21 protein-coding genes are annotated in these 22230 nt (G+C 70.1%); 8 read left to right on the top strand and 13 right to left on the bottom strand.

Annotated features, from left to right (window positions below):
* Window position 1: 1 nt before the first annotated feature.
* Both serC and AB0F10_RS10010 read left to right on the top strand, forming a co-directional pair.
* Window positions 2–1123, top strand: coding sequence for a phosphoserine transaminase (serC, locus tag AB0F10_RS10015; protein ID WP_360622050.1), 1122 nt, complete (start codon window positions 2–4; stop codon window positions 1121–1123).
* 138 nt (window positions 1124–1261) lie between these two features.
* A complete protein-coding gene (locus tag AB0F10_RS10010; RefSeq protein ID WP_360622048.1) occupies window positions 1262–2443 on the top strand; it encodes a histidinol-phosphate transaminase in 1182 nt (393 codons plus the stop codon).
* A gap of 135 nt (window positions 2444–2578) precedes the next feature.
* Here the strand turns inward: AB0F10_RS10010 and AB0F10_RS10005 are convergent, their stop codons facing one another.
* The 5 genes from AB0F10_RS10005 to AB0F10_RS09985 form a co-directional block, all read right to left on the bottom strand.
* Complete coding sequence (locus tag AB0F10_RS10005; RefSeq protein ID WP_360622046.1) at window positions 2579–3844, bottom strand: hypothetical protein; 1266 nt, start codon at window positions 3842–3844, stop codon at window positions 2579–2581.
* Entirely contained in the window at window positions 3841–5172 is a 1332-nt protein-coding gene (locus tag AB0F10_RS10000) for a M23 family metallopeptidase (protein WP_360622043.1), read from the bottom strand. The genes AB0F10_RS10005 and AB0F10_RS10000 overlap by 4 nt, the downstream gene beginning before the upstream one ends.
* Window positions 5173–5293: 121 nt before the next feature.
* Window positions 5294–6919, bottom strand: coding sequence for a protein kinase domain-containing protein (locus tag AB0F10_RS09995; RefSeq protein ID WP_360622041.1), 1626 nt, complete (start codon window positions 6917–6919; stop codon window positions 5294–5296).
* Window positions 6916–7608, bottom strand: coding sequence for a hypothetical protein (locus AB0F10_RS09990; protein WP_360622039.1), 693 nt, complete (start codon window positions 7606–7608; stop codon window positions 6916–6918). Before AB0F10_RS09990 ends, AB0F10_RS09995 begins: the two co-directional genes overlap by 4 nt.
* A gap of 235 nt (window positions 7609–7843) precedes the next feature.
* Complete coding sequence (locus AB0F10_RS09985; RefSeq protein WP_360622037.1) at window positions 7844–9355, bottom strand: fibronectin type III domain-containing protein; 1512 nt, start codon at window positions 9353–9355, stop codon at window positions 7844–7846.
* Window positions 9356–9593: 238 nt separating this feature from the next.
* Here AB0F10_RS09985 and AB0F10_RS09980 point away from each other — a divergent pair, with 238 nt between their 5' ends.
* Both AB0F10_RS09980 and AB0F10_RS09975 read left to right on the top strand, forming a co-directional pair.
* Window positions 9594–10043 (top strand): hypothetical protein, encoded by a 450-nt coding sequence (locus AB0F10_RS09980; RefSeq protein WP_360622035.1) that lies wholly within the window; start codon window positions 9594–9596, stop codon window positions 10041–10043.
* 12 nt (window positions 10044–10055) lie between these two features.
* Complete coding sequence (locus AB0F10_RS09975) at window positions 10056–10637, top strand: hypothetical protein (protein WP_360622033.1); 582 nt, start codon at window positions 10056–10058, stop codon at window positions 10635–10637.
* 76 nt (window positions 10638–10713) lie between these two features.
* Here the strand turns inward: AB0F10_RS09975 and AB0F10_RS09970 are convergent, their stop codons facing one another.
* Entirely contained in the window at window positions 10714–11160 is a 447-nt protein-coding gene (locus AB0F10_RS09970) for a GNAT family N-acetyltransferase (protein ID WP_360622031.1), read from the bottom strand.
* A gap of 211 nt (window positions 11161–11371) precedes the next feature.
* Between AB0F10_RS09970 and sepH the strand changes: the two genes are divergently transcribed.
* Window positions 11372–12454: a septation protein SepH gene (gene sepH, locus AB0F10_RS09965; protein ID WP_360622029.1), complete on the top strand. Its 1083-nt coding sequence runs from the start codon at window positions 11372–11374 to the stop codon at window positions 12452–12454.
* Here the strand turns inward: sepH and thpR are convergent, their stop codons facing one another.
* The 3 genes from thpR to AB0F10_RS09950 all read right to left on the bottom strand — a co-directional run bounded on the left by thpR (window position 12455) and on the right by AB0F10_RS09950 (window position 15084).
* Complete coding sequence (thpR, locus tag AB0F10_RS09960; RefSeq protein WP_360622027.1) at window positions 12455–13054, bottom strand: RNA 2',3'-cyclic phosphodiesterase; 600 nt, start codon at window positions 13052–13054, stop codon at window positions 12455–12457.
* Between the two features lie 70 nt (window positions 13055–13124).
* Window positions 13125–13580, bottom strand: coding sequence for a hypothetical protein (locus AB0F10_RS09955; protein WP_360622025.1), 456 nt, complete (start codon window positions 13578–13580; stop codon window positions 13125–13127).
* Between the two features lie 187 nt (window positions 13581–13767).
* Complete coding sequence (locus tag AB0F10_RS09950; RefSeq protein ID WP_360622023.1) at window positions 13768–15084, bottom strand: MFS transporter; 1317 nt, start codon at window positions 15082–15084, stop codon at window positions 13768–13770.
* A 22-nt stretch (window positions 15085–15106) separates the two neighbouring features.
* Between AB0F10_RS09950 and AB0F10_RS09945 the strand changes: the two genes are divergently transcribed.
* Window positions 15107–15781, top strand: a complete 675-nt coding sequence (locus AB0F10_RS09945; RefSeq protein ID WP_360622021.1) for an FCD domain-containing protein — start codon at window positions 15107–15109, stop codon at window positions 15779–15781.
* Window positions 15782–15789: 8 nt separating this feature from the next.
* On the opposite strand, the gene AB0F10_RS09940 is transcribed toward AB0F10_RS09945, so the two are convergent.
* From AB0F10_RS09940 to AB0F10_RS09930, 3 genes are all read right to left on the bottom strand, one after another.
* A complete protein-coding gene (locus tag AB0F10_RS09940; RefSeq protein ID WP_360622019.1) occupies window positions 15790–17130 on the bottom strand; it encodes an MFS transporter in 1341 nt (446 codons plus the stop codon).
* Window positions 17131–17199: 69 nt separating this feature from the next.
* Window positions 17200–17646, bottom strand: a complete 447-nt coding sequence (locus AB0F10_RS09935) for a MarR family transcriptional regulator (protein ID WP_360622017.1) — start codon at window positions 17644–17646, stop codon at window positions 17200–17202.
* 102 nt (window positions 17647–17748) lie between these two features.
* Window positions 17749–19224, bottom strand: a complete 1476-nt coding sequence (locus AB0F10_RS09930) for an NCS2 family permease (protein ID WP_360622015.1) — start codon at window positions 19222–19224, stop codon at window positions 17749–17751.
* Window positions 19225–19453: 229 nt separating this feature from the next.
* Between AB0F10_RS09930 and AB0F10_RS09925 the strand changes: the two genes are divergently transcribed.
* Window positions 19454–19678 (top strand): DUF2530 domain-containing protein, encoded by a 225-nt coding sequence (locus tag AB0F10_RS09925; RefSeq protein ID WP_360622137.1) that lies wholly within the window; start codon window positions 19454–19456, stop codon window positions 19676–19678.
* Here the strand turns inward: AB0F10_RS09925 and AB0F10_RS09920 are convergent.
* On the bottom strand, window positions 19675–20496 hold the full coding sequence (locus AB0F10_RS09920) for a DUF3027 domain-containing protein (protein ID WP_360622013.1): 822 nt from the start codon (window positions 20494–20496) through the stop codon (window positions 19675–19677). The genes AB0F10_RS09925 and AB0F10_RS09920 overlap by 4 nt on opposite strands.
* 102 nt (window positions 20497–20598) lie before the next feature.
* On the opposite strand from AB0F10_RS09920, the gene AB0F10_RS09915 reads away from it, so the two are divergent.
* The coding region (locus tag AB0F10_RS09915) for an MFS transporter (RefSeq protein ID WP_360622011.1) at window positions 20599–22230 on the top strand (1632 nt) is incomplete at its 3' end.

Below are 22230 nucleotides of genomic sequence, written 5' to 3'. Positions count from 1 at the left end.
CGTGGCTGACTCGATCCGGATTCCCGACGACCTCAAGCCCGTCGACGGGCGGTTCGGCTCCGGCCCGAGCAAGGTCCGCCCGGAGGGCGTCGAGGCGCTGTCCCGGGTGTCCCGGACCCTCCTGGGCACCTCGCACCGGCAGAAGACGGTGCGCGATCAGGTGGCCCGGCTGCGCGGCGGGATCGCCGAGTTCTTCTCCGCGCCGGACGGCTACGAGGTGATCATCTCGAACGGTGGCACCAGCGCGTTCTGGGAGACGGCGACGTTCGGGCTGATCCGCGACAAGGCCCAGTTCGCGGAGTTCGGCGAGTTCGGCGCCAAGTTCGTCAAGGCGGTGCGTGACGCGCCGTTCCTCGCCGAGCCGACCGTGCACAAGGCGCCCGGCGGCAGCGCGGCCTACCTGAGCGCCGAGGCCGGCGTCGACGCTTACGCGAGCGTGCACAACGAGACCTCGACCGGCGTCGCCGTGCCGGTGCGCCGGGTCGCGGGCGCCGACCCGGGCGCGCTGCTGCTGACCGACGCGACCTCCGGCGGCGGCAGCCTCGAGGTCGACCTGACCGAGACCGACGTCTACTACCTCGCGCCGCAGAAGGCGTTCGGCTCGGACGGCGGCCTGTGGATCGCGCTGATGTCGCCGGCCGCCATCGAGCGCGCCCACGAGATCAAGGCCTCGGGCCGCTACATCCCGCAGTTCCTGGATCTCGTCACGGCGATCGAGCAGTCCCGCCTGGAGCAGACCTACAACACCCCGGCCCTGGCCACGGTGTTCCTCGCCGCCGAGCAGGTCGACTGGATGAACGCGCAGGGCGGCCTGGCCTGGGCGGCGAAGCGCAGCCGGGCGAGCGCCGAGGCGATCTACGGCTGGGCGGACCGGTCGGCGGTCGCGGCACCGTTCGTGACCGACCCGGCGCTGCGGTCCAACGCGGTGGCGACGATCGACTTCGCCGACGGCATCGACGCGGCGCGGCTTGCCAAGGTGCTCCGGGCCAACGGCATCGTGGACACCGAGCCCTACCGCAAGCTGGGCCGCAACCAGCTACGGATCGCGCTCTACCCCACCGTCGACCCGGCCGACGTCGAGGCGCTGACTCGCTGCATTGATTACGTCATCCATAAGTTCTGAACGATCCCGCAATGCCGTCCGTACTGACGGGCGGCATTGACACAGGGCTCGGGAGGCGCGATGGCACGGACGGGAATCGATACCTCGATCCTGCACAAGGGGGCGCACAGCGCGTCTTACTTCGATCTCTCTCGAAGCATGAGCGAGGGCGCGGAGATCGTTGACTTCTGCATCCCGTGCAACCCGTACTTCCCCACGCCGGAGATGTTCGACGAGCTTTCCCGGGACCTGAAGAACATCCTGAAGTACTACCCGAGCGACTCGGCCAGCATCACCAACAAGCTGGCCAGCGTGCTGGGCCTGCACCCGCAGACCGTGGCGATGGCGAACGGCTCCACCGAACTGATCACCTGGATCGACCACCTCCTGATCAAGGAGAGCATCGCGATCCCGATCCCGACGTTCGGCCGGTGGACCGACCAGCCGCTGGAGACCGGCAAGCGGGTCGACATGTTCCCGCTGCAGGAGCGCGACGGCTTCCGGCTCAACCTGGACGACTATGTCCGGTTCATCCGCGACCGCGGCTCCCGGGTCGCCGTCGTCTGCAACGTCAACAACCCGGACGGCGGCTACCTGGCCCGCCGGGACGTCATCCGCTTCATGGACGCGCTGGGCGACCTCGACCTGGTCGTCGTCGACGAGTCGTTCATCGACTTCTCCGACGCGGAGCAGTACCCGTCGGTCGGGCCCGACGCGGTGATCCGGCCGAACGTGATCGTGCTCAAGAGCCTGGGCAAGAACTTCGGCCTGCACGGGATCCGCTTCGGTTACCTGATGGCCAACCCGGCGATCGCCGGCAAGATCGGCAAGGCGCTGCCGAAGTGGAACCTCAACTCGCTCGCCGAGAAGGTCGTCTACATGATCCAGGAGCACGACGAGGAGTACGAGGACAGCCTGCGCCTGCTCAGCCGGGACCGCCGCACGATGGCCGGCGAGCTGGCCCGCATCCCCGGCCTGACCATCTTCCCGTCGCAGGGCAACTTCATCCTGGTCAAGCTGCCGACCGAGTGGTCCGGCGTGGCGCTGCGCGACTACCTGGTCGCCAACCACGGCGTGTACACCCGTGAGTGCGGCAACAAGCTCGGCATGACCAGCCAGTTCATGCGCCTCGTCGTAAGGCCCGCGCGCGACGTGGACCGGCTCATCGACGGCATGCTCGACTACGGCCGGCAGTTCCGCATCCGGCCCGCGTACGAGGACGAGCCGCTGGAGACCGGCCGGCGCTGGAGCAGCACGGTGGACGAGGAGCCGGACAACCTGATCCAGTACCCGACGCACCGCACCACGGAATACACCGCACGCCGGGCGGTCAACGGCTAGTTCTGCCACCCGCATCTGGTTGAGCGGCGGGATCAGCTGCCGGGTGTCGGCGGCTTGTCCCGCGGTGATCAGCGAGATCAAGGACCGGCCCCGAAGCCGCCCGGAGGATCTCTCAACCGGGCGGCCTGGTCATTCTCAGGCGGCGCCGAGGAACGGGGCGTCGCCGTAGGCGTAGACACCGCCGGATGCCGCCGGAATCCAATACCCGCTGCCCCCGGCCGATCGGATCAGTCCGGTCGCGGTCTGATTGTTGAAGTACGACTGGCCGGCCGCCGACCCGAAGAACCCGGCGTCGCCGTAGGAGTAGACGCCGCCCGAGGCCGAGGCGACCCAGTACCCGTGACCCGACGCGGTCGTGGTCAAGGCGACTGCCCGCTGCCCAGCGAAGTAGGGCTGGCCGCCCGCGGACCCGAAGAACGGTGCGTCACCGTACGAGTAGATTCCGCCCGATGCGGCCAAGATCCAGTATCCCTTGCCGCCCGGAGAGCGCGTCAGGCCGACCGCCGACTGTCCGTTGAAGTACGACTGGCCGGCCGCCGCGCCGAAGAACGCAGCACCGCCGTACGAGTAGACGCCGCCGGCCGCGGCCACAATCCAGTAGCCGTTGCCCGCGGCGTTCGGCACCAGCGCCACGGCGCGCTGCCCGGTGAAGTACGACTGCCCGGCCGCGGCACCGTACGACTGGGCGTCCCCATATCCGTAGACTCCGCCCGCTTCCGAGAGAATCCAGTACCCGTTTCCGGAGGTCGTCACGACCAGGGCGACCGCGGTCTGCCCGGTGAAGTAGGACTGACCTCTCGCGTCCCCGAAGGTCGGCGCCGTACCGTGCGGCCGGACGCCACCGTCGCGGGTCAGCAGGTAGTAGCCGTTGCCGGAAGGGGTTCGGGCCATCGCGGCGAACGCCGTGCTGTAGGTGGCTATCAAGGCGTTCGCCTTACCGGCGCTCTGGTCGTAGGCGGAAGGATTGGCGGAGGCCTGCACCTTCTGCGCGATCTGGCCGGCGGTCACGGTGGCTCCCGCGGTGGCGTCCGCGTTCTTGGCCCGGATCAGAAACGCGTGCGCCGCCGTGGCGACCGTCTCGCGGGCGTCGACGCTGCCCCAGCTGGCGCGTTGCTGGAACACCCCGACCGAGTCCAGGTCACCATTGCTGCAGTTGTTGAAATGCGATTCGACCCAGGCGGTTTCGAAGGTGGCGAGCATGACCCGGGCGTCGGCCCCGTCGTTGATGGCTTGCGTGTACACCTGCCGCACAACGGCCGGGTTCTCGGCGGACGGCACGGGGCGGCAGTTCACGGTGGGGTCCGCGGCCATCGCCGCCGTACTCATGGGTAGGCCCGCCAGGAGGGCGAGGGTGACGGTGGCGCCGAGGGTCAGCGAGGTCCGGCTCCGCGAAGTTCTCATGCGACACATCCCGAGGTGGGCAGGCTCGTCAGGGCCGGCGGAGTGGTGTTGTTGTAGAGCGCGAGCAGCAGGTTCTGCGGGCAACGCAGCTTGTCGCCCGGGTATTTGAGCTGCAGGTGCAGATGAGGACCGGACGAGTCACCCGCCCCGGCCGCCCTCTTGGCGCCGCCACTTTTGCCCAGGACAGCGCCTGAGGCGACGCGAGCCCCCGACGCGACGGATCGCTGCGAGGCGTGGCAGTACACGTAGAGACCACCGTCGTCGCCGGCGAGCTGGACCCCCCAGCCGCAGGCGGACGGCTGATCGAAGGTGGTGACCGAACCCGAGACGATGGCGTAGAACGTGGTTCCGACCGGTACGGCGATGTCGACCGCGGGGTAGCTGTGGTGCTTCCCGGTCAACGTCGCTGCGGTGACCGAGCCGCGCGGAAGCACGAGGGTGTAGCCGTGGGAGGGAGGCACTGAGCCGGTGTTCGCGACAACCCGTCCGAAGTAGCGCGCGTTGCCGAATGCGAAGACTCCACCGTCGCCTCCGAGGAGCCAGTAGCCACCACCGGGATGCGTGCCGGCGGCCACGATCGGCGCAGCCAGCGGCTGACCGCCCATGCCGCCGTCGAAGGTGGCGTCGCCGTAGGCGAAGACTCCGCCGTCGGCACCGAACTCGCGGTAGCCGCCGCCGCTGTCGGTGCGGCCGATGCCGACGATGGGGGCGCTGAGCGGCTGTCCACCCATCCCGCCGCGGAACTGGGCATCGCCGAAGGCGAAGATGCCGCCGTCCGCGGCAACCAGCCAGTATCCGGCCCCCGACGAGGTGGCCGTGATGCCGACGATCGGTTGGTTGAGCGGCTGACCGCCCATACTGCCGAAGAAGCCCGCGTCGCCGAAGGCGAAGATGCCGCCGTCCGCGGCCACCAGCCAGTATCCGGCGCCGCTCGGCGTGCCGGCGATGCCGACGATCGGCGCGTTCAGATGTTGGCCGCCCATCGAACCCTTCGACTGCGCGTCGCCGAAGGCGAATACACCTCCGTCGCCGCCGGCCAGCCAGTAGCCGTGACCCGACCGGGTTGCGGCAAGGGCCACCACGGGTGCGTTGAGCGGCTTGCCGCCCATCGAGCCGTAGAAGGCGGCGTCGCCGAAGCTGAAGACGCCGCCGTCCTTCGCCGCTATCCAGTAGCCGTTGCCGGTGGCGCTCGAGGCGATACCGACTGGCGTCGTGGAGGCAGGCGAAGATGCGGAAGCGGCGGATGGCGTCGCGGCGAGACCGAGCGTCAGGAGGAGGAGGGTGATGAGGATTCCGGGGAGCCTCCGGAGTCGGGCGATCGATGGCATCAAGGCAGGTCCTATTCGTGAGGTCGTGGTCTGAACAGAATTCAAGCCATCGGTGAGCCTCAGGAATAGTGCAGGGGTGAACTGGTCGATTCGCGCTACGTACGGAGCGTCGGGCCGGCGCTCAGTGCGGACCTTCGCAAGGGAATGCAGGGTTCTTTTCCCGCGAATGTGTCACGACGACGGCTGCGACGACCTCTCCTTCGGTGGTGGCAATTCGGCTGATCTTGAGATAATCCGACGACGCGTTCAGCTCCTTCGCCGCCGGCAGCGGCATCTCGACCAACTCCACCACTGTTTCCTGGCCGATGGCCTGGTCATTGAAGTACTGCGCGCCTCGCCACGTCGCCAGGGTCTCGGGTTTGTCGAAGCCGAATACGACCTGGACATAGCGTGTGGAGTCGGTCTCGCTGAGGTTGTGCATCGCCAGCATCACGGTGTCTCCCGGTTTTGGCGACGCCGTGCCGGTGAAGTATTCGCAGTTCCTGGTGGTCGCTCCGGGAGCGGGAGAAATGATCCTGCCCCGTGCGGTCGAGAACGATTTGCGGGTGATTCCCTTCGACGCACTGACCGGACTCGGTTGCGCAGGCGGGGTCGCCTCGACGCTTCGGTGCGGATCGTCCTGAGCGGCCCAGAGTCCCGCGCCGAAGGCGCCGGATGCGATGAGCAGCGCCAGCGGAACGGCGACGACGGGACGGCGGAGCGAGCGCCGGACGAGAATGGACCTGCGAGGGCGGGCGAGTTCTCGGAACTGCCGGCTCCAGGTCAGCAGATCGTGGGGTCGGTCGTGGGGGTTGGCGGCGAGCATCGACATCACATGGGCTGTGGTCTCGGGTGCGAGCGCGAGTTGCTGGACGATCTCGCGCAGCCGTCGTTCCCGGGTGTCAGGCCTGTTGCCCGATGTCGGTGAGGGATCCTGGCCGGTCAGGCAGAAGTAGGTGAGGGCGCCGATGGCGTAGACGTCGGCGCTCGGTAGCCGTGGGCTGTGCGGCATGGCGAGCACTTCGGGGGCGCTGTAGGCCGGGGTGTGCCGACCGTCGAGGTCGACGCCGTCGCCGGGCAGTTGCATGGTGGAGACATCGATCAATACGAGGCCGCGGCGTGGTGTGACGATGCAGTTGGCCGGAGAGATGTCGCGGTGCACGGTCGGGTTGCCCGCGGTCTGGGTGTAGGAGTGCAAGCGCGCAAGGGTCGTGCAGGCTTCCTCAATCCATTGGGCGCGCGTGGCGACATTCACGGTCGTGGTGGGTTCGGCGCGGATCAGGCTGCCCAGGTCCTGTCCCTCCACCCATTCCATCTCGATGATGATCAGCTCGGATGTGGACGGGTCCACCTGTCCGAGGCGATGGGGTGGTGGTCCGGAGGTGAATTCGTTGACACCGACCAGGTGGTCGAGACGCATGTGCCGCAGAAGGGTCGTCTGATCGCGCCAGCGGGACCGGTCCTGCGCAGACGGCCAGCCCGGCGGCGGATCGAACGGAGGGTGCTGCACCTTGACCGCGAGGGGAAGCGGTGAGTCCAGGCTGCCGTGATAGCGGGCACGCCAGGTGATCCCCTCGCCACCGACCATGCCTTCCCCTAGGAGCTCATATCGGTCGGGATCGTCGGCGGGGCCGACGTACCAGCCGTTCGGTTCCTGTGGTCCCTGCCGGCTCGCGCCGGTCGTGGGCAGATGTCCGCGACCGACGGTGCGCGAGGAGTCCTGGTCGGGATCGTGCACGTCGGTCTTTCCGGGGCGTTCGGGTGTCATGACGTTTCCTCAGGCACGTCCGGCGGCGCCGTCGAGATCCAACGGTTCCGGATCGCGTACCGGGCCAGCGACCAGCGGAAGTCTGCTCCCGGCCGCGTCGGGTCGTCGGTGATCAGATCGGGTACGCCATGACCGGTCAGGGTTTCCCGTACGTGCTGTATGACGTTGCGGACGTATTGCGGCGAGAGGTTGAGCGCGACTCCTATCTGTTGATAGGTCGCGGGTGCGGCGTCGGCGCCGCTGTGCGTCAGCATCGGCGCGCAGAGTGCCTCCACCACCTTGCGCTGAGCCGGCGTGAGCGGGAACGGTGCTGTCGTCGTGACGGCCTCGGATGTCGAGGGTCCGAGGTCCGAGGGGCCGGAGGCGGTGGTGACGCCGCTGACGTCCAGATCGAGGTGGACGGTGGTCCCGGCCATGCCGGCGATGACGATCTGGAGCCGGCGGTGGGGCAGCGACGTCACCGCCCCACCGGGCTCGACGACATGATCTTCACCGACGACCGGCCGGATGATGAACGGTTTCGTGGCCGAACGGTTCCTGATCAGGGCACAGTCCTCGAGGACGGTGATGGAGCCCGCCATCCGGGAGATCTGGCTGTCGTTCGGCAGCCTGACCGTGCAGTCGCGGCCCCTGCCGAAGGTCAGCGCATCGCCGCGGGTGAGCTGTCGTGCGGTTCCGTGATGGGTCACCCGAACCGTTCCGTCCGGCAGCGATGAGTCCGGCAACGAATTCCACATCCCTGTACGCGCGCGAATCCAGCTGAGCCAATTCTGGCAGCGGCACCACGGAGATGTCATCTATGACTCCGGACAGTGAAGTGAAGCCGGACGGCTGAACCCTTTGGCGAGGTTCGGCCGTCCGACGCCACCAGCCGGGAGGTACAATTGTGCCTTTTCAAGAGGTATCGGTCCGGATCTGACAAGGTCAGGCGCGCGTGTAGATCGTCAACCAGTCGATCTTGATGTGACCGGATCCGGTCGGCCTCGACGAGGAGCCGGACTCGGACTGCAGCACCCAATGCATCGGCAGGTTGGGGGTCTTGGTCGTGAAGCTGCCGATGAGAGTGCCGTCGAGGTAGTACTTCACGGAGCCGGGGAGCCATTCCGTCGTGGCGGTGTGCCAGCCGGAGGCGAAGGCGACGCCAGAGGGAGCCCAATCCTGGCCGCCGTTGGGGTCGGCGTAGTGCATGAAGCCGTCCATGGTCCCGGTGAGAGAGCCTTCCGGCCAGTCGAGTTCGCCATGGGCCGGCCACTGGTCGTCGTCGGGCCACAGGAGCCACGCGGAGTGCCAGCCGGTCATGCCCGGATCCGTCTTGAACCGGACCTGGTAGCGGCCGTAGGTCTGCGTGGAGGTTCGGGGCAGAATCGCGGCGGAGTAGGCGACCCCGTTCTCGCTGTGCAGGAAGTAGTCCGCCGTGCCCCCGGACACCGAGACGTCCTTGCCCGTCCTCCACACCCCGCCGCCGTTGGTGTCCGGCGGATTCTCGGGGTAGTCGTACTGGTCGAACTTGGACGCGTAGGCGCCCGGCCAGCTGCCCAGGGCGACATCATTGGTGAAGTCCTCGGTGAAGACCTGTCGCCAGCCGGCCAGGTCACCGACGGGCATGGGCTGCCCCGAAGGGCTGCCGCCGGTGGCCGGGATCGTCACCGTGACCGAGGCTGCCGCCCCGGTGCCGGCGGCGTTGCTGGCCGCGACCGACAACCGGTACGTCGATCCCGGCTTGAGCAGGTTGAACGTCGCGCTGAGCGTGCTTGCTCCGGCGGTACCGCTCCACGGCCCGGTGCCCTGGGAGTCGGTTCCGTCGCGTCCGTAGGTGTATCCCGTGACGGCCGAGCCGCCGGTGGCCGACGGCGGTGACCAGGTCAGGGTGGCCGAGGTTCCCGACGTCGTGGCGCTGACCGCCGTCGGCGTCGAAGGAACTGAGACGGCCTGCCCGTAGCTGCACAGAGTCGACTTGAGGCCGTTCGTCGTCGACGACCCCTCCTGCAGGACGTGAGCCGACGCGGCCCCGGCCGGGACGGTGACGTCAGCGGTGACCGGCTTCCAGGCCGTGGTGGACAAGGTTGCCGCGGCGCCTGCCGACTCGCTCAGGTAGGTGCCGGCCGAGTTGTACCACTCGACCACCAGCTTTGCCGTGCCGGTGCCGCCGACGAGGCGGTCCAGGGCCGATACCGCCCAACTCTGTCCGGCCGACACCTGCAGTTGCGGCATCCAGAGAACGCGGCCGGTGGTGGCGAAGGCCCAATTCGCGCCGGAGACGTCGTTGACCGCCACCCGGCTCACGGTCCCGGAATCGAGGGCGCCCCACCCGTTCAAATTGGTCGCGAGCACCGGGTTGGAGCAACTGTTCGCCGTTGCTGCGTCGCTCCGGGCTATCGTGCCGAACAGAGCGGTCGCCGTTAAAGCCGACACGGTGAGAATTGACTTCCAGCGCATTACTGGCTCCCTGCGTGATAGGTGGCTGGCGCTGTCGCGGCGGAGGAATGACCAGCCACAGATCCCTCTGACCGGGCAGCCAATCAGCGAATGGCCTGGCGCGACAGTGCACCCCTGCACCCGTCTGCGCGAAGCGCACCACGGGTCCCGGATGGCCGGAAGCCATCCCGGGTGCACGCCGGCCCGGGCATGCACCCCTGAACTGTTGCGGCACCCGCGGAAAGCCAACTCTGGGCGCATGAACATCAAACGGAAGACGATCGTCACGGCCACGGTCGCGGCGACGGTTCTTATCGGCGGCGGCGCGGCCTGGGCCTATTACTCCTGGACGAACCATTCCCCGGTCAAGGTGACCACGGCAGACGCGGTCGAGCCCACCGTCGCGGTGCTCGATGACGTGCGCGGTCTGCTTCCGGGCCAGACCAGGCCCGTACGCATCGTCATCGACAACCGCAACGACTTCCCGGTCCGGGTGACCAAGGTCGCCGGCGGCAACCCTGCCACCGGGACCTGCCCGGCCTGGGCCGTCAGGGTGACACCGGCGACGGGCGCGGCTTACAGCACGACCCTCCCGCGCCGGTCCAAGACCCTCTTGACCGTACGGATCGAAATGGAGAAATGGGCGGACCAGAAGTGCGCCGGAAAGCAGCTCTCCGTCGACTTGGTGACCACCACGACGCCGGCCTGAGGAGGCTGAGTGATGAGCATTCTCCTGTTCGGCGCGGCCGGAGTGGTCGTGGCGATGGCGATCGGGTACCTGATCAACCAACTGCCTTCGATCAATAACCGCGGCCCGAAGGTCCACTGGATGATCATCATCTTGGTCGTCCTGGGCATCGGCTCAGGCTCACTGACCTACTGGCAGTTCACGGCACAGGAATTGGTCGACCCGATGGCGGCGATACAGACGCCCCGGGGCGGAGAGAAGATTCCGCGAGTCGTTGCGGTCGACATCGGGGTCACCCGGCGGCCGGCCGGCGGCCACTCTCTCTGGCTCGGCTATCAGAATGAGTCCGGGGGTCCCTTGATTGTCCAGACCCAGGATTGCGTCGTCTTCCAGAAAAGCGCCGACTGCGGTCCGCTGACCGTCGGCCATGACGAGAGGGACCCGTCTTCCTTCAAGATCTTTCTGTTCGACGCCGACAAGAGGGCGACCGGATATCTGCAGAGCGTCGGCGGATTGATACCGGGTGGTCCGGGCACCAACATGCAGGTATCCAAGTGGCCGGACGGCACACAGATCATCAGCATGATCCGCAATATCACCCTGCGCCGACAGTGATCGGCGCCGCGCCCCAGGAGAGGTCCCGGCAGCGTCTCGGTGGCGCAACGAGCCACCGTGATCCGAGAGACGCTGCCTAGACCTCGCGGACCATGACCAACTCATCGTGATCCAGTTCGCCCGTCTCGACGAAGCCCGCGGACCGGTACAGGCCGCGGGCGCGCGAGTTCGCCGGGACCACGCTGAGCCGGACCCGGCCGACCTTGCGCTCCCGGACGATCCACTCGACGGCGGCCTCGAGCGCGCGGCGGCCGAGACCGCGCCCCTGGAACTGGTGGCCGATCATCAGCCGCACGATGCAGTGCCCCTCGGCGGGCCGGTCCTTGTCGATCGGGTGGAAGAGCACGAAGCCGACCGGCTCGTCATCGGCGTAGACCGCCCGCGGCTCGGCGTCGGGATAGATGTAGGTCTCGGCGATGCCGCGTACGTTGGGCGCGACGAAGCCGCTCTGCTCGGGCAGGACCTCCAGCTTGATGACGGCGTGGAAGTTCTCCCCGGTGATCGGGCGCAGCTCGACGGTCATGCCGTCTTTCTAGAACCGCGGCACACGGCGTGCAACGCCTTATCGATGCCGGTCCGCTTCTCGATACCCCGCGAAGATCATCTTCCCAGGTCAATGACTTCGACGGCGTGGCTTACCACCATCGGGTGACCGAGGCGCGTACCGTGTTCCGAAACGCGCCCGGGTGGCTGACTCTCGGGAGCACAGGCCAGCGACGGGACGGAGGCAACGCATGCGGCCGGTACGCTTCGTGGCCCTCTCCGAGGACGGTCAGGCCCTGGTGCTCGCCGACGAGGTCGGCAGGCTCCTGGCGCTCCCGATCGACGACCGGATCAGCGGCGCGCTGCACACCGACGGCACGCCCCACCCGATCGGCACGGCCGTCGCGGTGGCCAATGCCGAGGTGATGGCGTCGCTGTCCCCCCGCGACATCCAGGCGAGGATCCGCTCCGGCGAGTCCGCCGAGGACGTCGCCCGCGTGGCCGGCGTGCCGGTCGACCGGGTGCTGCGCTATGCGGGTCCGGTGTTGCAGGAGCGGGCCATGCTGGCCCAGCACGCGCGCCGCACCCGCCTCAAGACCTCCGACTCGGGCGCACCGCTGGCCGAGGTCGTCGACAGCCGGCTCGCCCAGCACGGAATAGACACGGAGAAGATCTCGTGGGACGCGTTCCGCCGCGAGGACGGCACCTGGCGCATCGTCGCCACGTGGCCGTCCGGCAAGGCGACCGCCCAGGCGATGTGGGACCTCGACAAGGGCCGCCAGGTCGTGTCGCCGCACGACGACATGGCGCAGTACCTGTGCGCCGAGCGCCCCACCCAGATCCTCGGCCAGGAGCCGGTCCCGGAACGCACCCCGCACGAGCGCGGCGGCCACGGCCTGCCGGGCCCGTCGCGCATCACCGAGTCCGGCCGGGGCGGCCGAGGCCTGCCGGCGGCAGACTCGCCGCGGCCGACCCGCGACCCGATCCGGGCCGGCCGGGACGCGCTGCTGGCGTCGCTTGACCGCCCGCTCGGCCAGAGCTCCGGCCGCGGCCTGGAGCCGGCCGCCGCCCACGAGCCCCGGCGACCGGTGGCCGGCGGCGCGGCCGCGCTGCTCAGCGGCGGGCCGGGCTCCGCCTTCGACGACGACGCCGACCTGCCGAAAGAGGTTCCGGCGGTGCCGAGCCTCGCGGTGCTGCGGCCCCGCCGCACGGTGGGCCAGGCGACCGGCGGCGACTCGGCGGAGTCCGAGGAGACGGCGAAGCCCCGCAAGCGCCTCCCGAGCTGGGACGACGTCCTGTTCGGCGGCGGACCGGCGGCTCGCGAAAGCTCGTAACTACCAGGTTCTCAGCTGCGTGTAGCCCTCGTTCGGATCACTGCGGACGAGGGCTATCTCGTGCAGCGTCCAGGACGGGCCGACATAGCCGCCGAGCGCCCGGCTGACCGCGGCGTCCTCCGCGTAGGCGACCGTGAGATGCGGGGTGAAGGCCCGGTCCTCGTGCGGCAGCCCCGCGGCGTCGAGCCGCTCGTGCACCTCGGCGTGCAGCGGGCCCAGGTCCCCCTCGACATTGGCCCACAACACCGTCGACCTGCCCCGGCCGAACTGACCGCCGCCGCGCAGGCGAAGCTCGACGTCCTTCGGCACGGTGACGGCGTCGAGGGCGCGTTCGACGTCGGTGAGCCGCTCGGCGGGCACCTCGCCGAGGAATGCCAGGGTCACATGCCACTTGTCGATCGCGGTCAGCCGCACGCCGCCCCGGCGTCGGCGCGGCAGCGCGGACGGCAGCGGCCGGTCGCCGCCCGGAGCCGCGAACGGCCGGCTGTCGCCGTCCAGCACAGTGGAGGGACGGCCGCCGCCGTCCGACGCGGCGATCAGCCGCCGATGTAGATCCCGGCGCACATCGTCCGGCGGGAAGACCGCCACAAAGAGTCGCACGCCGCGAACTGTAGAGGTGACCGCGCCATTACGCACCCACTACTCACGGGTTCGATTGGCCCGCGGTCCCTCAGCCCGCCCGTAGCCGCAGGCCGGCCGCGTGCAGCATCCCCTCGACGCGGACCCGCTCGATCTCACGGTCCATCCCCTCGAGCTGGTCCAGGTATTCGTCGAGGCCCAGGCACCGGCTGGCCAGCGCGAGCCGCTCGTCGTAGGCGTGCATGACGGCGGCCAGCCAGGCCGACGAGTCGGTGGTGGGCGCGCTGCACCGCTGCCGGTCGAGCCGCCGCAGCTCGGCGGCGAGCTCGTCGATGCCGGGCTCGCGGTCGGGCGGCCGGAACTCCGGGTCGCCGGCGGCCAGCTCACGCTCGAGGCTGCGCAGGGCACGGACCTCCTGCCGGCCGTGCCGGGTCCACGTGCGACGGGCGACCAATTCGTCGGCACAGACGACGATCGCCACGGCACACGGCAGGCACAGCAGTGCCAGCAGCGCCGCCACCAGCCCGACTATGTGCGTAATTGCCACAGCTCGACGCTAAGGCCTCACCCCGGCGTTCGGAGAGGGCCGTTCGGACGATCCGGTCTGCCAGAGATTTCCGCGGCCGGTCGGCCCGAATCGCCCATCGCAAGCGGGGAAGGTTCGTCGCGGCCCCTCCGCGGCAATCGGCGACCACGCCGGACACTCAACCCGCATGGGTGGCGCCGGGCGCCGGTCAGCCGATCTGGCGATCCCGGCCGGCGAGGAATCCGGCGATCATCTGCGGCACCATCATGAACGCCATGACGCCGAGCGGCACCTCCCAGCTGCCGCTGTGCTCGTAGAGCGCGCCGACGACGATCGGCCCGGGTATGGCGAGCAGGTAGCCGGTGCTCTGCGCGAAGGCGGAGAGCCGGACCACCGTGGCGGCGTTACGGCCGCGCAGCCCGATCATGGTCAGGACCAGGGGGAAGGAGCAGTTGGCGACCCCGAGCAGGACGGCCCACAGCCAGGGTGCGGCGGCCGGATCGGCCCAGAGCCCGACGTAGCCGGCGAATCCGAAGAGTCCGATCACGACGGCGAGAACGCTCTGGCTGCGCAGGCGCCCGGCGACCACGGAGAGCACGAAGGAGAACGGAACGCCCAGCAGCGCGGTCACCGAGAAGAGCAGGCCGGCGGTGCTCGCCGGGAGCCCGGCGTCACGGAAGACCTGTGGCAGCCAACCCATGATCACGTACGCGGCGGTCGACTGCAGCCCGAAGTAGACGGCCAGCGCCCAGGCGATCGGGCTGCGCGTCAGCCGCGGATCCACGGCGGCGACCCCGGCAATCCCGGACGAACTCAGCGCCGGCTCGCTACCCGCCGGCGAAAGACCGCGGGCTCCATCACGGCCGGGGTCGCCGTCACGGTCAGCGCGACGGCCGGCTGCACGCCCGGCGTCACGGCCGGGGTCGCCGTCGCGGTCGCGATCGCGGGCAAGCAGCACCCAGGCAGGCAGGGCGGCGGCCGCGACCAGTGCCCACACGCCGATCCCGAGCCGCCAGTCGCCGCCGAGGGCCCCGGTCAACGGCACAGTCACCGCCGCCGCCGCGGAGGCGCCGAGATTGAGCGCCACCGAGTACAGGCCGGTCATGGCGCCCACCCGGTCCGGGAAGCGCTCCTTCACCACGACCGGAAGCAGGACGTTCGCGCAGGCGATCCCCGCGAGCGCCAGCGCGGTCAGCGCGATGAACGAGGCCGTGCCCCCGCTGAACGGCCGCACGGCGAGGCCCAGGACCAGCGCCCCGATCCCGAGTGCGATCGCACCGCCGGTCCCCCAGCGCCGGGCGAGCCGCGGCGCCGCGAAGCCGACCAGCGCGAAGCACAGGGCCGGCACCGAGGTGAGCAGCCCGGCCACGGCGGCGCTCATGCCCAGGCCGGCACGGATCTCCTCGAGCACCGGGCCGAGGCTGGTGACGGCGGGCCGCAGGTTGAACGCGGCCAGCACCAGCCCGGCGACCGCGAGGACCCGGATCCGTCCCCGCGTGCGCGATTCCTTGCTGGCGGTCTCCATGGCCCCATCATAGAATCATGGGATGAATCTGGGTCGAGTCCCCCGTGGCGCATCTCTCTCCGATCAGGTGATCGCGCGCCTGCGTCAGCAGATCACCTCGGGCGCGTGGCCGGTCGGCTCCCGGATCCCCACCGAGCCCGAGCTGGTGACCCAGCTGGGCGTCGCCCGCAACACGGTCCGGGAGGCGGTCCGGGCGCTCGCGCACAACGGCCTGCTGGACATCCGCCAGGGCTCGGGCACCTGGGTGGTCGCCACCAGCGAGCTGGCCGGGGTGATGCAGCGCCGCTTCGCCACGGCCGACCCCGGGCACGTCACCGAGCTGCGCGGCACGCTGGAGGCCGCGGCGGCCGGCTTCGCGGCCCGCCGCCGCACCGACGAGGATCTGCGCCTGCTCGACCGGCTGCTGGCCCGGCGGGAGCAGGCCTGGGCGTCCGGCGATCGCGACGCCTTCGTCGACGCCGACTCGGCCTTCCACCTGGCGGTCGTCTCGGCCTCGCACAACGAGGTCCTGGTCGAGCTCTACGCGGACCTGGGCCAGGTCATCCGCGACTCGCTGCGCGAGCACGTCGGCGCCGAGCTACGCCCCGCCGACTATCAGGACCACGCCCGGCTCCTGGAGGCCGTTCGCGCCGGCGACCCCACCTCGGCGACGGCCGAGGCGACGGCACACACCGGGACCTGCGAAACCACCCGCTGACAGCGACGTCAGGCGGCGATGGTGCGCACCGGCTCGATCGGGGCCGGCACGGCCGGCTCGACGACCGGCTCGTCCTGCGCGGTGCGGACCAGCGTCAGGCCCGGCCGCGACCCGCCCCGCAGCGACAGCCGGTCACCACTGGTGTGCAACTGCCACACCACCGCCGCCACCGCGGCCGCGATGCTGAACACGCCGGCCGTCCAGATGCTCGACGGCACCCCGAAGTGCTGACCCCACCAGCCCGCCAGCGACGCCCCGATCGGCGTCGTGCCGAGGAAGACCAGGACGTACAGCGCCATCACCCGCCCCCGGTACGCGGAGTGCACGCCCATCTGGACCCGGTGGTTCGTCGCCTGCGCGAGGTAGATCGAGAAGAACCCGGTCGGCACCAGCAGGATCATCGCCACGACGAAGTTCGGCGCGAAGCCGACCGCCACCTCGAAGGCGCCGAAGGCCAGCGCCGCGCCCAGGACCACGTACACGCTGGGGCGGCTCCTGCGGCCGCTGCCCGCCAGCGCGCCGCCGAGCGCGCCCACCGCCAGGGCCGTGGTCAGCAGTCCGAACGTCGACGGCCCAGCATGAAAGTTGATCTTTGCGAGCGCGGCCAGGGTGACCGGGAAGTTGAAGCCGATCATGCCGATCGCGGCCATCAGCACGATGGGCAGCAGCAGGTCGTGCCGCTTCCACACGTACTTCAGGCCGTCGGTGATCCGGGTGTCCCCGGCGGACGGTCGCGTCGTGGAGCGGTGCAGGTCGAGCGGCCGCATGCTGAGGTAGCTGAAGATCGGCGCGATCGAGAGTGCGGTGGCGATCAGGAACACCGGGCCGGTGTGGAACAGCGCGAGTGCCACGCCCGCCAGCGCGGGCCCGCCGATCCGCGCCGTGTTGAACGTCGCCGCGGACAGGGCGAGCGCGTTCGGCAGCAGCGGCAGCTCGACCAGCTCCGAGACGAACGCCTGCCGCACCGGCGTCTCGAACGAGTTCGCCACGCCGAGCAGCAGGGCGAAGAGGAACACGTGCCAGAGCACGACGATGCCGCTGGCCACCAGGATCGCGAAGAGGATCGCGGTGACCGCGAAGGTGGTGTTCGCCATCACCAGCAGCTTGCGCTTGTCGAAGCGGTCGGCCAGCTTGCCGCTCCACAGCGTCAGCACCAGGACGGGGAGGAACTGCATCGCGGTGACGATGCCCAGCGCGGCCGGGGAGTTGCCGGAGAGGTCGAGCACGAGCCAGTCCTGCGCGGTGAACATCATCCACACGCCGACGAGCTTCACCAGCTGGCCGGTGGCGAACAGCCGGTAGTTTCGAACCTGCAGGGACCGGAATGTCGTACTCAGCACTGCCCGCACTCGGGTTGCGCCTCCTCCTCGGTCGTACGCGTCATCGACGTGTGACGGAACGACCGTGGGCGGGACCGCTCAGTTGCGGGCGACCTGCCGCAGGATCTGCGCGGCCCGCTCGAGCGTGTCGCGTTCGTCCGGGGTGAGCTCGGCCAGCTGCAGCGCGAGCCACTCGTTGCGCGCCCTCTCGAACTGGGCGTAGACGACCCGGCCCTGCTCGGTCGCGGCCAGGATGACCTGACGACGATCGGTCGGGTGGGGCGTACGCGCGACCAGTCCGAGATCCTCCAGCTTCCCGACGATCTTGGTCATCGTCGGGGGCTGGACCCGCTCGACGTCGGCCAGCTCCCGCGGTGTCAGCGCGCCGGCCAGTTGCAGGCTGGTCAGCGCCGAGAGCTGGCTGAACGTGAGATCGCCGACCGCGCGGGCCTGCCGCAGCCGCCGGTTGAGCCGGGTAATCGATTCGCGCAGCGAAATGGCCAGTTGCTCGGCTGTTACCCGCTCCGCCACCGACCGCTCCATCACGTTTCTTAGCCTAGCTAATGAGCTTGGCTAACGACATCGGATTCGTCTATGACCGTGGTCACCGGGCACGTCAGCGCGCCCGGCGACCACGGTCTCACGCCGTCAGATGAGGGACTCCAGCGGACCACGCAGGAAGTACAGAACGAAGAGCGCGGCGATGCCGTACAGCAGCGGGTGCAACTCGCGCGCCTTGCCGAGGGCAATCTTGATCAACACGTACGAGATGACGCCCGCGCCGATGCCGTTGGAGATCGAGTAGGTGAACGGCATGAACGTGATCGTCAGGAACGCCGGGATCGCGATCTCGTAGTCGGTCCAGTCGATCTGCCGGACCGACGTCATCATCAGGAAGCCGACCACCACCAGCGCCGTCGACGCCGCCTCGAACGGCACGATCACGACCAGCGGCGCCAGGAACATCGCGAACAGGAAGAGCACGCCGGTGACCAGGTTGGCCACCCCGGTACGCGCACCCTCGGCCACACCCGAGGCGCTCTCGATGTAGGACGTGTTGCTCGAGACGCTGGCCGCGCCGCCGGCCGCCGCGGCGATCGAGTCGACCAGCAGGATCTCCCGGGCCCTCGGGGGCATGCCCTCGGCGTCCAGCAGCCCGCCCTCCTGACCGACGGCGACCATCGTGCCCATCGTGTCGAAGAAGTCGGTGATCAGCAGGGTGAAGATGAACATGACGACGACCAGCACGCCGGCCCGGCCCCAGGAGTCGAACACGTTGAAGCTGCCCAGCAGCGACAGGTCCGGCGTGTCCACGATCTTGTCCGGCAGCGCGGGCACGTTCAGCGACCAGCCGCTCGGGTTCGGCTTGCCGTCGACGAACGACGGGCCCACCTTCGCGATCGCCTCCACGATGATCGCCAGCACCGTGGTGGCCAGGATGCCGATCAGGATCGCGCCCTTGACCTTGCGCACGAAGAGCACCAGCGTCAGCAGCAGGCCGAGGACGAAGACCAGCGCCGGCCAGCCGGTCAGCTTGCCGCCGATGCCGAGCTCGACCGGCACGGTGGTGCCGGCGGCGTCGGGGATGCGCCGCACGAAGCCCGCATCGACCAGGCCGATGATCATCAGGAACAGGCCGATGCCGACGCCGATCGCCGTCTTCAGCTGCGTCGGCACCGCCCGGAAGACCGCGGTACGCAGCCCGGTCAGCACCAGGATGGCGATGATGACGCCCTCGATGAACACCAGGCCCATCGCATCGGCCCAGGTCATCTCGGGCGCGATCTCGTACGCCACCAGCGCGTTGACGCCCAGCCCCGCCGCCAGCGCCAGCGGGAACCGGGCGACGACACCCATCAGGATCGTCATCACGCCGGCCACCAGCGCCGTGCCGGCGGCCAGCGCCGCGACCGGCAGCTTGCCGCCGACCGCGTCCACGCCCGCCGCCAGGATCAGCGGGTTGAGCACCACGATGTAGGCCATCGTGAAGAAGGTGGCGAAACCACCGCGCACCTCCCGGCCGACGGTCGAGCCGCGGGCCGAGATCTCGAAATATCTGTCAAAAGCATTCTTGGGGGTACGCCCGGACGAATCAGTGCTCGTTCCGGCAGCAGCAGTCGACATACGTGCCCTTCCGCGGGACCAACAAGGGTCGATGGGCGCATCCAAGCAGAACCCTGACCTCGGCAAAAGATCAAAACTGTTACAACCGTCACGAGGTCACACGGACGATCTCCACAGACGTAGTCTGATGCTCGTGGCCGACCTGTCCCCCGCTCAGCAGGAGCGACACCCGCACGGTCTCGACGCGGTGACGGGCACGAAGCCGCGGCCCGAGCCGCTCGATCCGCCGATGGTGCCGTTCGCCCTCGCCGGCCTGGCCGCCTTCGCCGTCGCCGGGGTGGTCCTGCTGCTCCTGGACGCGCCGGACAGCTGGCTCTGGACCTGCCTGGCCGGCGTGCTGTGCGGGATACCGGGCCTGCTCACGATGCTGCGGCACGACGCCAACCGGCGCCGCCGCCGGGCGCTGACCCACCCCGAATTCACGGTGACCGAGAGCGCCCAGGGCATGCCCTAGGAGTGGCCGTAGGGCTCCGCGGGCTCGCCGGCCTCGACCGAGCCGTGCGCGCGGCTGACCGCCACCGCCTCGACCTCGCTGTCGTCGTAGATCGTCGGAAGCTCCTCGACCGGCTGCTCCACCGTGCCGACCAGCGCCTCGGAGTGCGCACCGCAGCCGTGGTCGGCGCTGACGGCCTTGGCGTCGTCGGGGGCGTAGAGGTTGCCGCAGACGCCGAACATGGTGCGCATCGAGCCGGCCAGCGGCAGGTAGAAGCCGCAGGTGCCGCAGCGGGCGTTGCGCGGCGCGGCCGTCGAGATCGGCGCCTCGGGGCCCGCCTCGCCGTCGTACCAACGCTGGGCGGTCTCGGACCGGCCCTCGCGGGACAGCACCCGGGGCCGGCCGAGGCCGAGCTCCCAGGAGACCTCCTCCACGGCGGGGTCGTCGCTGAGCACGTAGCCGGGCGCGAGCCGGTCGTCGTCCGCGGCGGTCGCCATGAGGTCGCCGACGCCCAGGTCGCCGGGCTGCACCCGCTCGTTCCAGGGCAGCCAGCCGGGCGCGAGCATCGCGTCTGAGCCGGGCAGCAGCACGGTCTCGCAGATGGTGACGTGCCGGGAGCGCGGCACCCGGGTCACGGTCACCGCCCAGCGCCAGCCCTTGTAGCCGGCCAGGTGGCTCTCGAAGAAGTGGGTCACGACCCGGTCGCCCTCGGCCACCGCCTCGAGGTGCTCGCCGATGTCGCCCGGCTCCACCTCGGTGATGGCCCCCCGCGCGATTCCGACGGCATCGGCACAGACCTGGTCGAGTCGGGCGGCGCGCACTGCGGTCCTGGTCGTCACGCCGCCATTGTCCCCCACGCGCGCACGGGCGGCGCAGCGACTCCCCCAGATCTCCGCCCGGTGAGGAAGACGGAAGTCGCCTCGATGAGACAGGATGGGGCGATGCCGCTGCTTCCCACCGTCGGACGCACCGTCGGCACCGGCGTCAAGGCGCTCCGGATGCTGGTGCGAGGTTCCGTGCGCGGCAGCGCCTGGGCGACCCGCCGGGTCGGCGACGCCCGGGCCCGCGGCGCGGCCAACGAGGCCGGCATGGTCCGGCTCTTCGACCTGCACGCGCTCTCCTGCGCCGGCGACACGCTCATCGCGATCGGCCTGGCCGGCACGATCTTCTTCAACGTGCCGCTGGGCGAGGCCCGCAGCAAAGTTGCGCTTTACCTATTGATCACCATGGTGCCGTTTGCCCTGCTTGCCCCCGTTGCGGGGCCGCTGCTCGACCACTTCCGGCACGGCCGCCGGTTCGCCCTGGCGGCGACCATGCTGGGCCGGGCGTTCCTGGCATGGGTGATCGCGGACAACCTGCTGGGCTGGGGCCTCTACCCGGCGGCGTTCGGCGTCCTGGCGCTCTCCCGGGCCTACGGCGTGGCCCGCTCGGCGGCGGTGCCCCGGCTGCTGCCCGAGGGCATCGGCCTGTCCCAGGTCGGCGCCCGGGCCAGCGTCTACGGCACGTTCGCGGGAGCGGTCGTCGCGCCGATCGGGCTGGCCGCGTTCTGGTTCGGTTCGCAGTGGCCGCTGCGGGTCGCGTCGCTGATCTTCCTGGTCGGCATGGTGATCTCACTGCGGCTGCCGCCACGGGCCGACTCCGACCCGCCGGAGGCGGTGCCCCGGCCGTTCCGCACCATGCTGCGCCTGCGCCGCGGCAACGACCGCCCGATCTCCGGCCGGCTGGTGATCGCCACGCTGATCGGCAGCGCCAGCTTCCGCTGCCTGTACGGGTTCCTGCTGCTCTACTTCGCGTTCGCGGTCAAGGCGGGCGCGCTCGACACCTCCTTCTTCGGCCGCGACGTCGGCGGCCAGGGCGCGGTGGCGCTGATCGGCGGCGCGCTGGCGGTCGGCACGTTCCTGGCGACCGCGGTCGGCACCCGGCTGCACATCCGCCGCCCGCTGGCGCTGCAGTCCAGCGGCCTGACCATCACCGCGGGCGTCGCCGTGCTGGCGGCGATCTTCTTCACCCTGCCGATGGTGGCGCTGCTGTCGCTGGTGACCGCGATCTTCAGCGGCATCTCGAAGCTGGCGGTCGACGCCAGCATCCAGGAGCGGGTGCCGGAGCGCCTGCGGGCCAGCGCGTTCGCGCACTCCGAGACCGTGCTGATGATCGCCTGGGTGATCGGCGGCGCGGTCGGCATCATCCCGCTGGACGGCCGCCTGGGCGTCTCGATCGCCGCGGCCTTCGCGGTTGCCGCGGCGGTGCGCGGCACGATCGTGGCGGGCCGGCTGCACTCCGAACGCCTGCACGGCCGCCCGGACGCGACGGTCGAGGAATTCCCGCCGGGCGACGCCGCGGCGACCACGGAGGCCGCGGAGGCCCCGGCCGAGCCGGTGCCGACGTCCCCGGCGCCTGCGGGCGCCGCCCGGACGCCGCGGCCGAGGTCGGATCCGAGCCGGGCCGGGTCCGGGTCGCAGCCGCCGTCCGGGGCGGACCGGTCCGCCGAGGCGAGCACGGCGCCGACGCCCCGGCGCCGCCGCTTCTCCCGTTCCGGTGCGGGCCGGCGGGGGGCGGCACCGCCCCCGGAGCCC

Source organism: Actinoplanes sp. NPDC026623 (assembly GCF_040638275.1).
Lineage (GTDB): Bacteria > Actinomycetota > Actinomycetes > Mycobacteriales > Micromonosporaceae > Actinoplanes.
The sequence above is the reverse complement of the archived record's forward strand: the minus strand, read 5'-3'. Positions and strand labels throughout refer to the sequence as shown.

Coding starts and splice junctions, on each gene's coding strand:
- AB0F10_RS10000 (WP_360622043.1), bottom strand. CDS start 5,172: ATGCCATCGATCGCCCGACTCCGGAGGCTCCCCGGAATCCTCATCACC.
- AB0F10_RS09980 (WP_360622035.1), top strand. CDS start 9,594: ATGAACATCAAACGGAAGACGATCGTCACGGCCACGGTCGCGGCGACG.
- AB0F10_RS09930 (WP_360622015.1), bottom strand. CDS start 19,224: ATGTCGACTGCTGCTGCCGGAACGAGCACTGATTCGTCCGGGCGTACC.
- sepH (WP_360622029.1), top strand. CDS start 11,372: ATGCGGCCGGTACGCTTCGTGGCCCTCTCCGAGGACGGTCAGGCCCTG.
- AB0F10_RS09975 (WP_360622033.1), top strand. CDS start 10,056: ATGAGCATTCTCCTGTTCGGCGCGGCCGGAGTGGTCGTGGCGATGGCG.
- AB0F10_RS09970 (WP_360622031.1), bottom strand. CDS start 11,160: ATGACCGTCGAGCTGCGCCCGATCACCGGGGAGAACTTCCACGCCGTC.
- AB0F10_RS09945 (WP_360622021.1), top strand. CDS start 15,107: ATGAATCTGGGTCGAGTCCCCCGTGGCGCATCTCTCTCCGATCAGGTG.
- AB0F10_RS09995 (WP_360622041.1), bottom strand. CDS start 6,919: ATGACACCCGAACGCCCCGGAAAGACCGACGTGCACGATCCCGACCAG.
- AB0F10_RS10005 (WP_360622046.1), bottom strand. CDS start 3,844: ATGAGAACTTCGCGGAGCCGGACCTCGCTGACCCTCGGCGCCACCGTC.
- AB0F10_RS09925 (WP_360622137.1), top strand. CDS start 19,454: ATGGTGCCGTTCGCCCTCGCCGGCCTGGCCGCCTTCGCCGTCGCCGGG.
- AB0F10_RS10010 (WP_360622048.1), top strand. CDS start 1,262: ATGAGCGAGGGCGCGGAGATCGTTGACTTCTGCATCCCGTGCAACCCG.
- AB0F10_RS09950 (WP_360622023.1), bottom strand. CDS start 15,084: ATGGAGACCGCCAGCAAGGAATCGCGCACGCGGGGACGGATCCGGGTC.
- AB0F10_RS09985 (WP_360622037.1), bottom strand. CDS start 9,355: ATGCGCTGGAAGTCAATTCTCACCGTGTCGGCTTTAACGGCGACCGCT.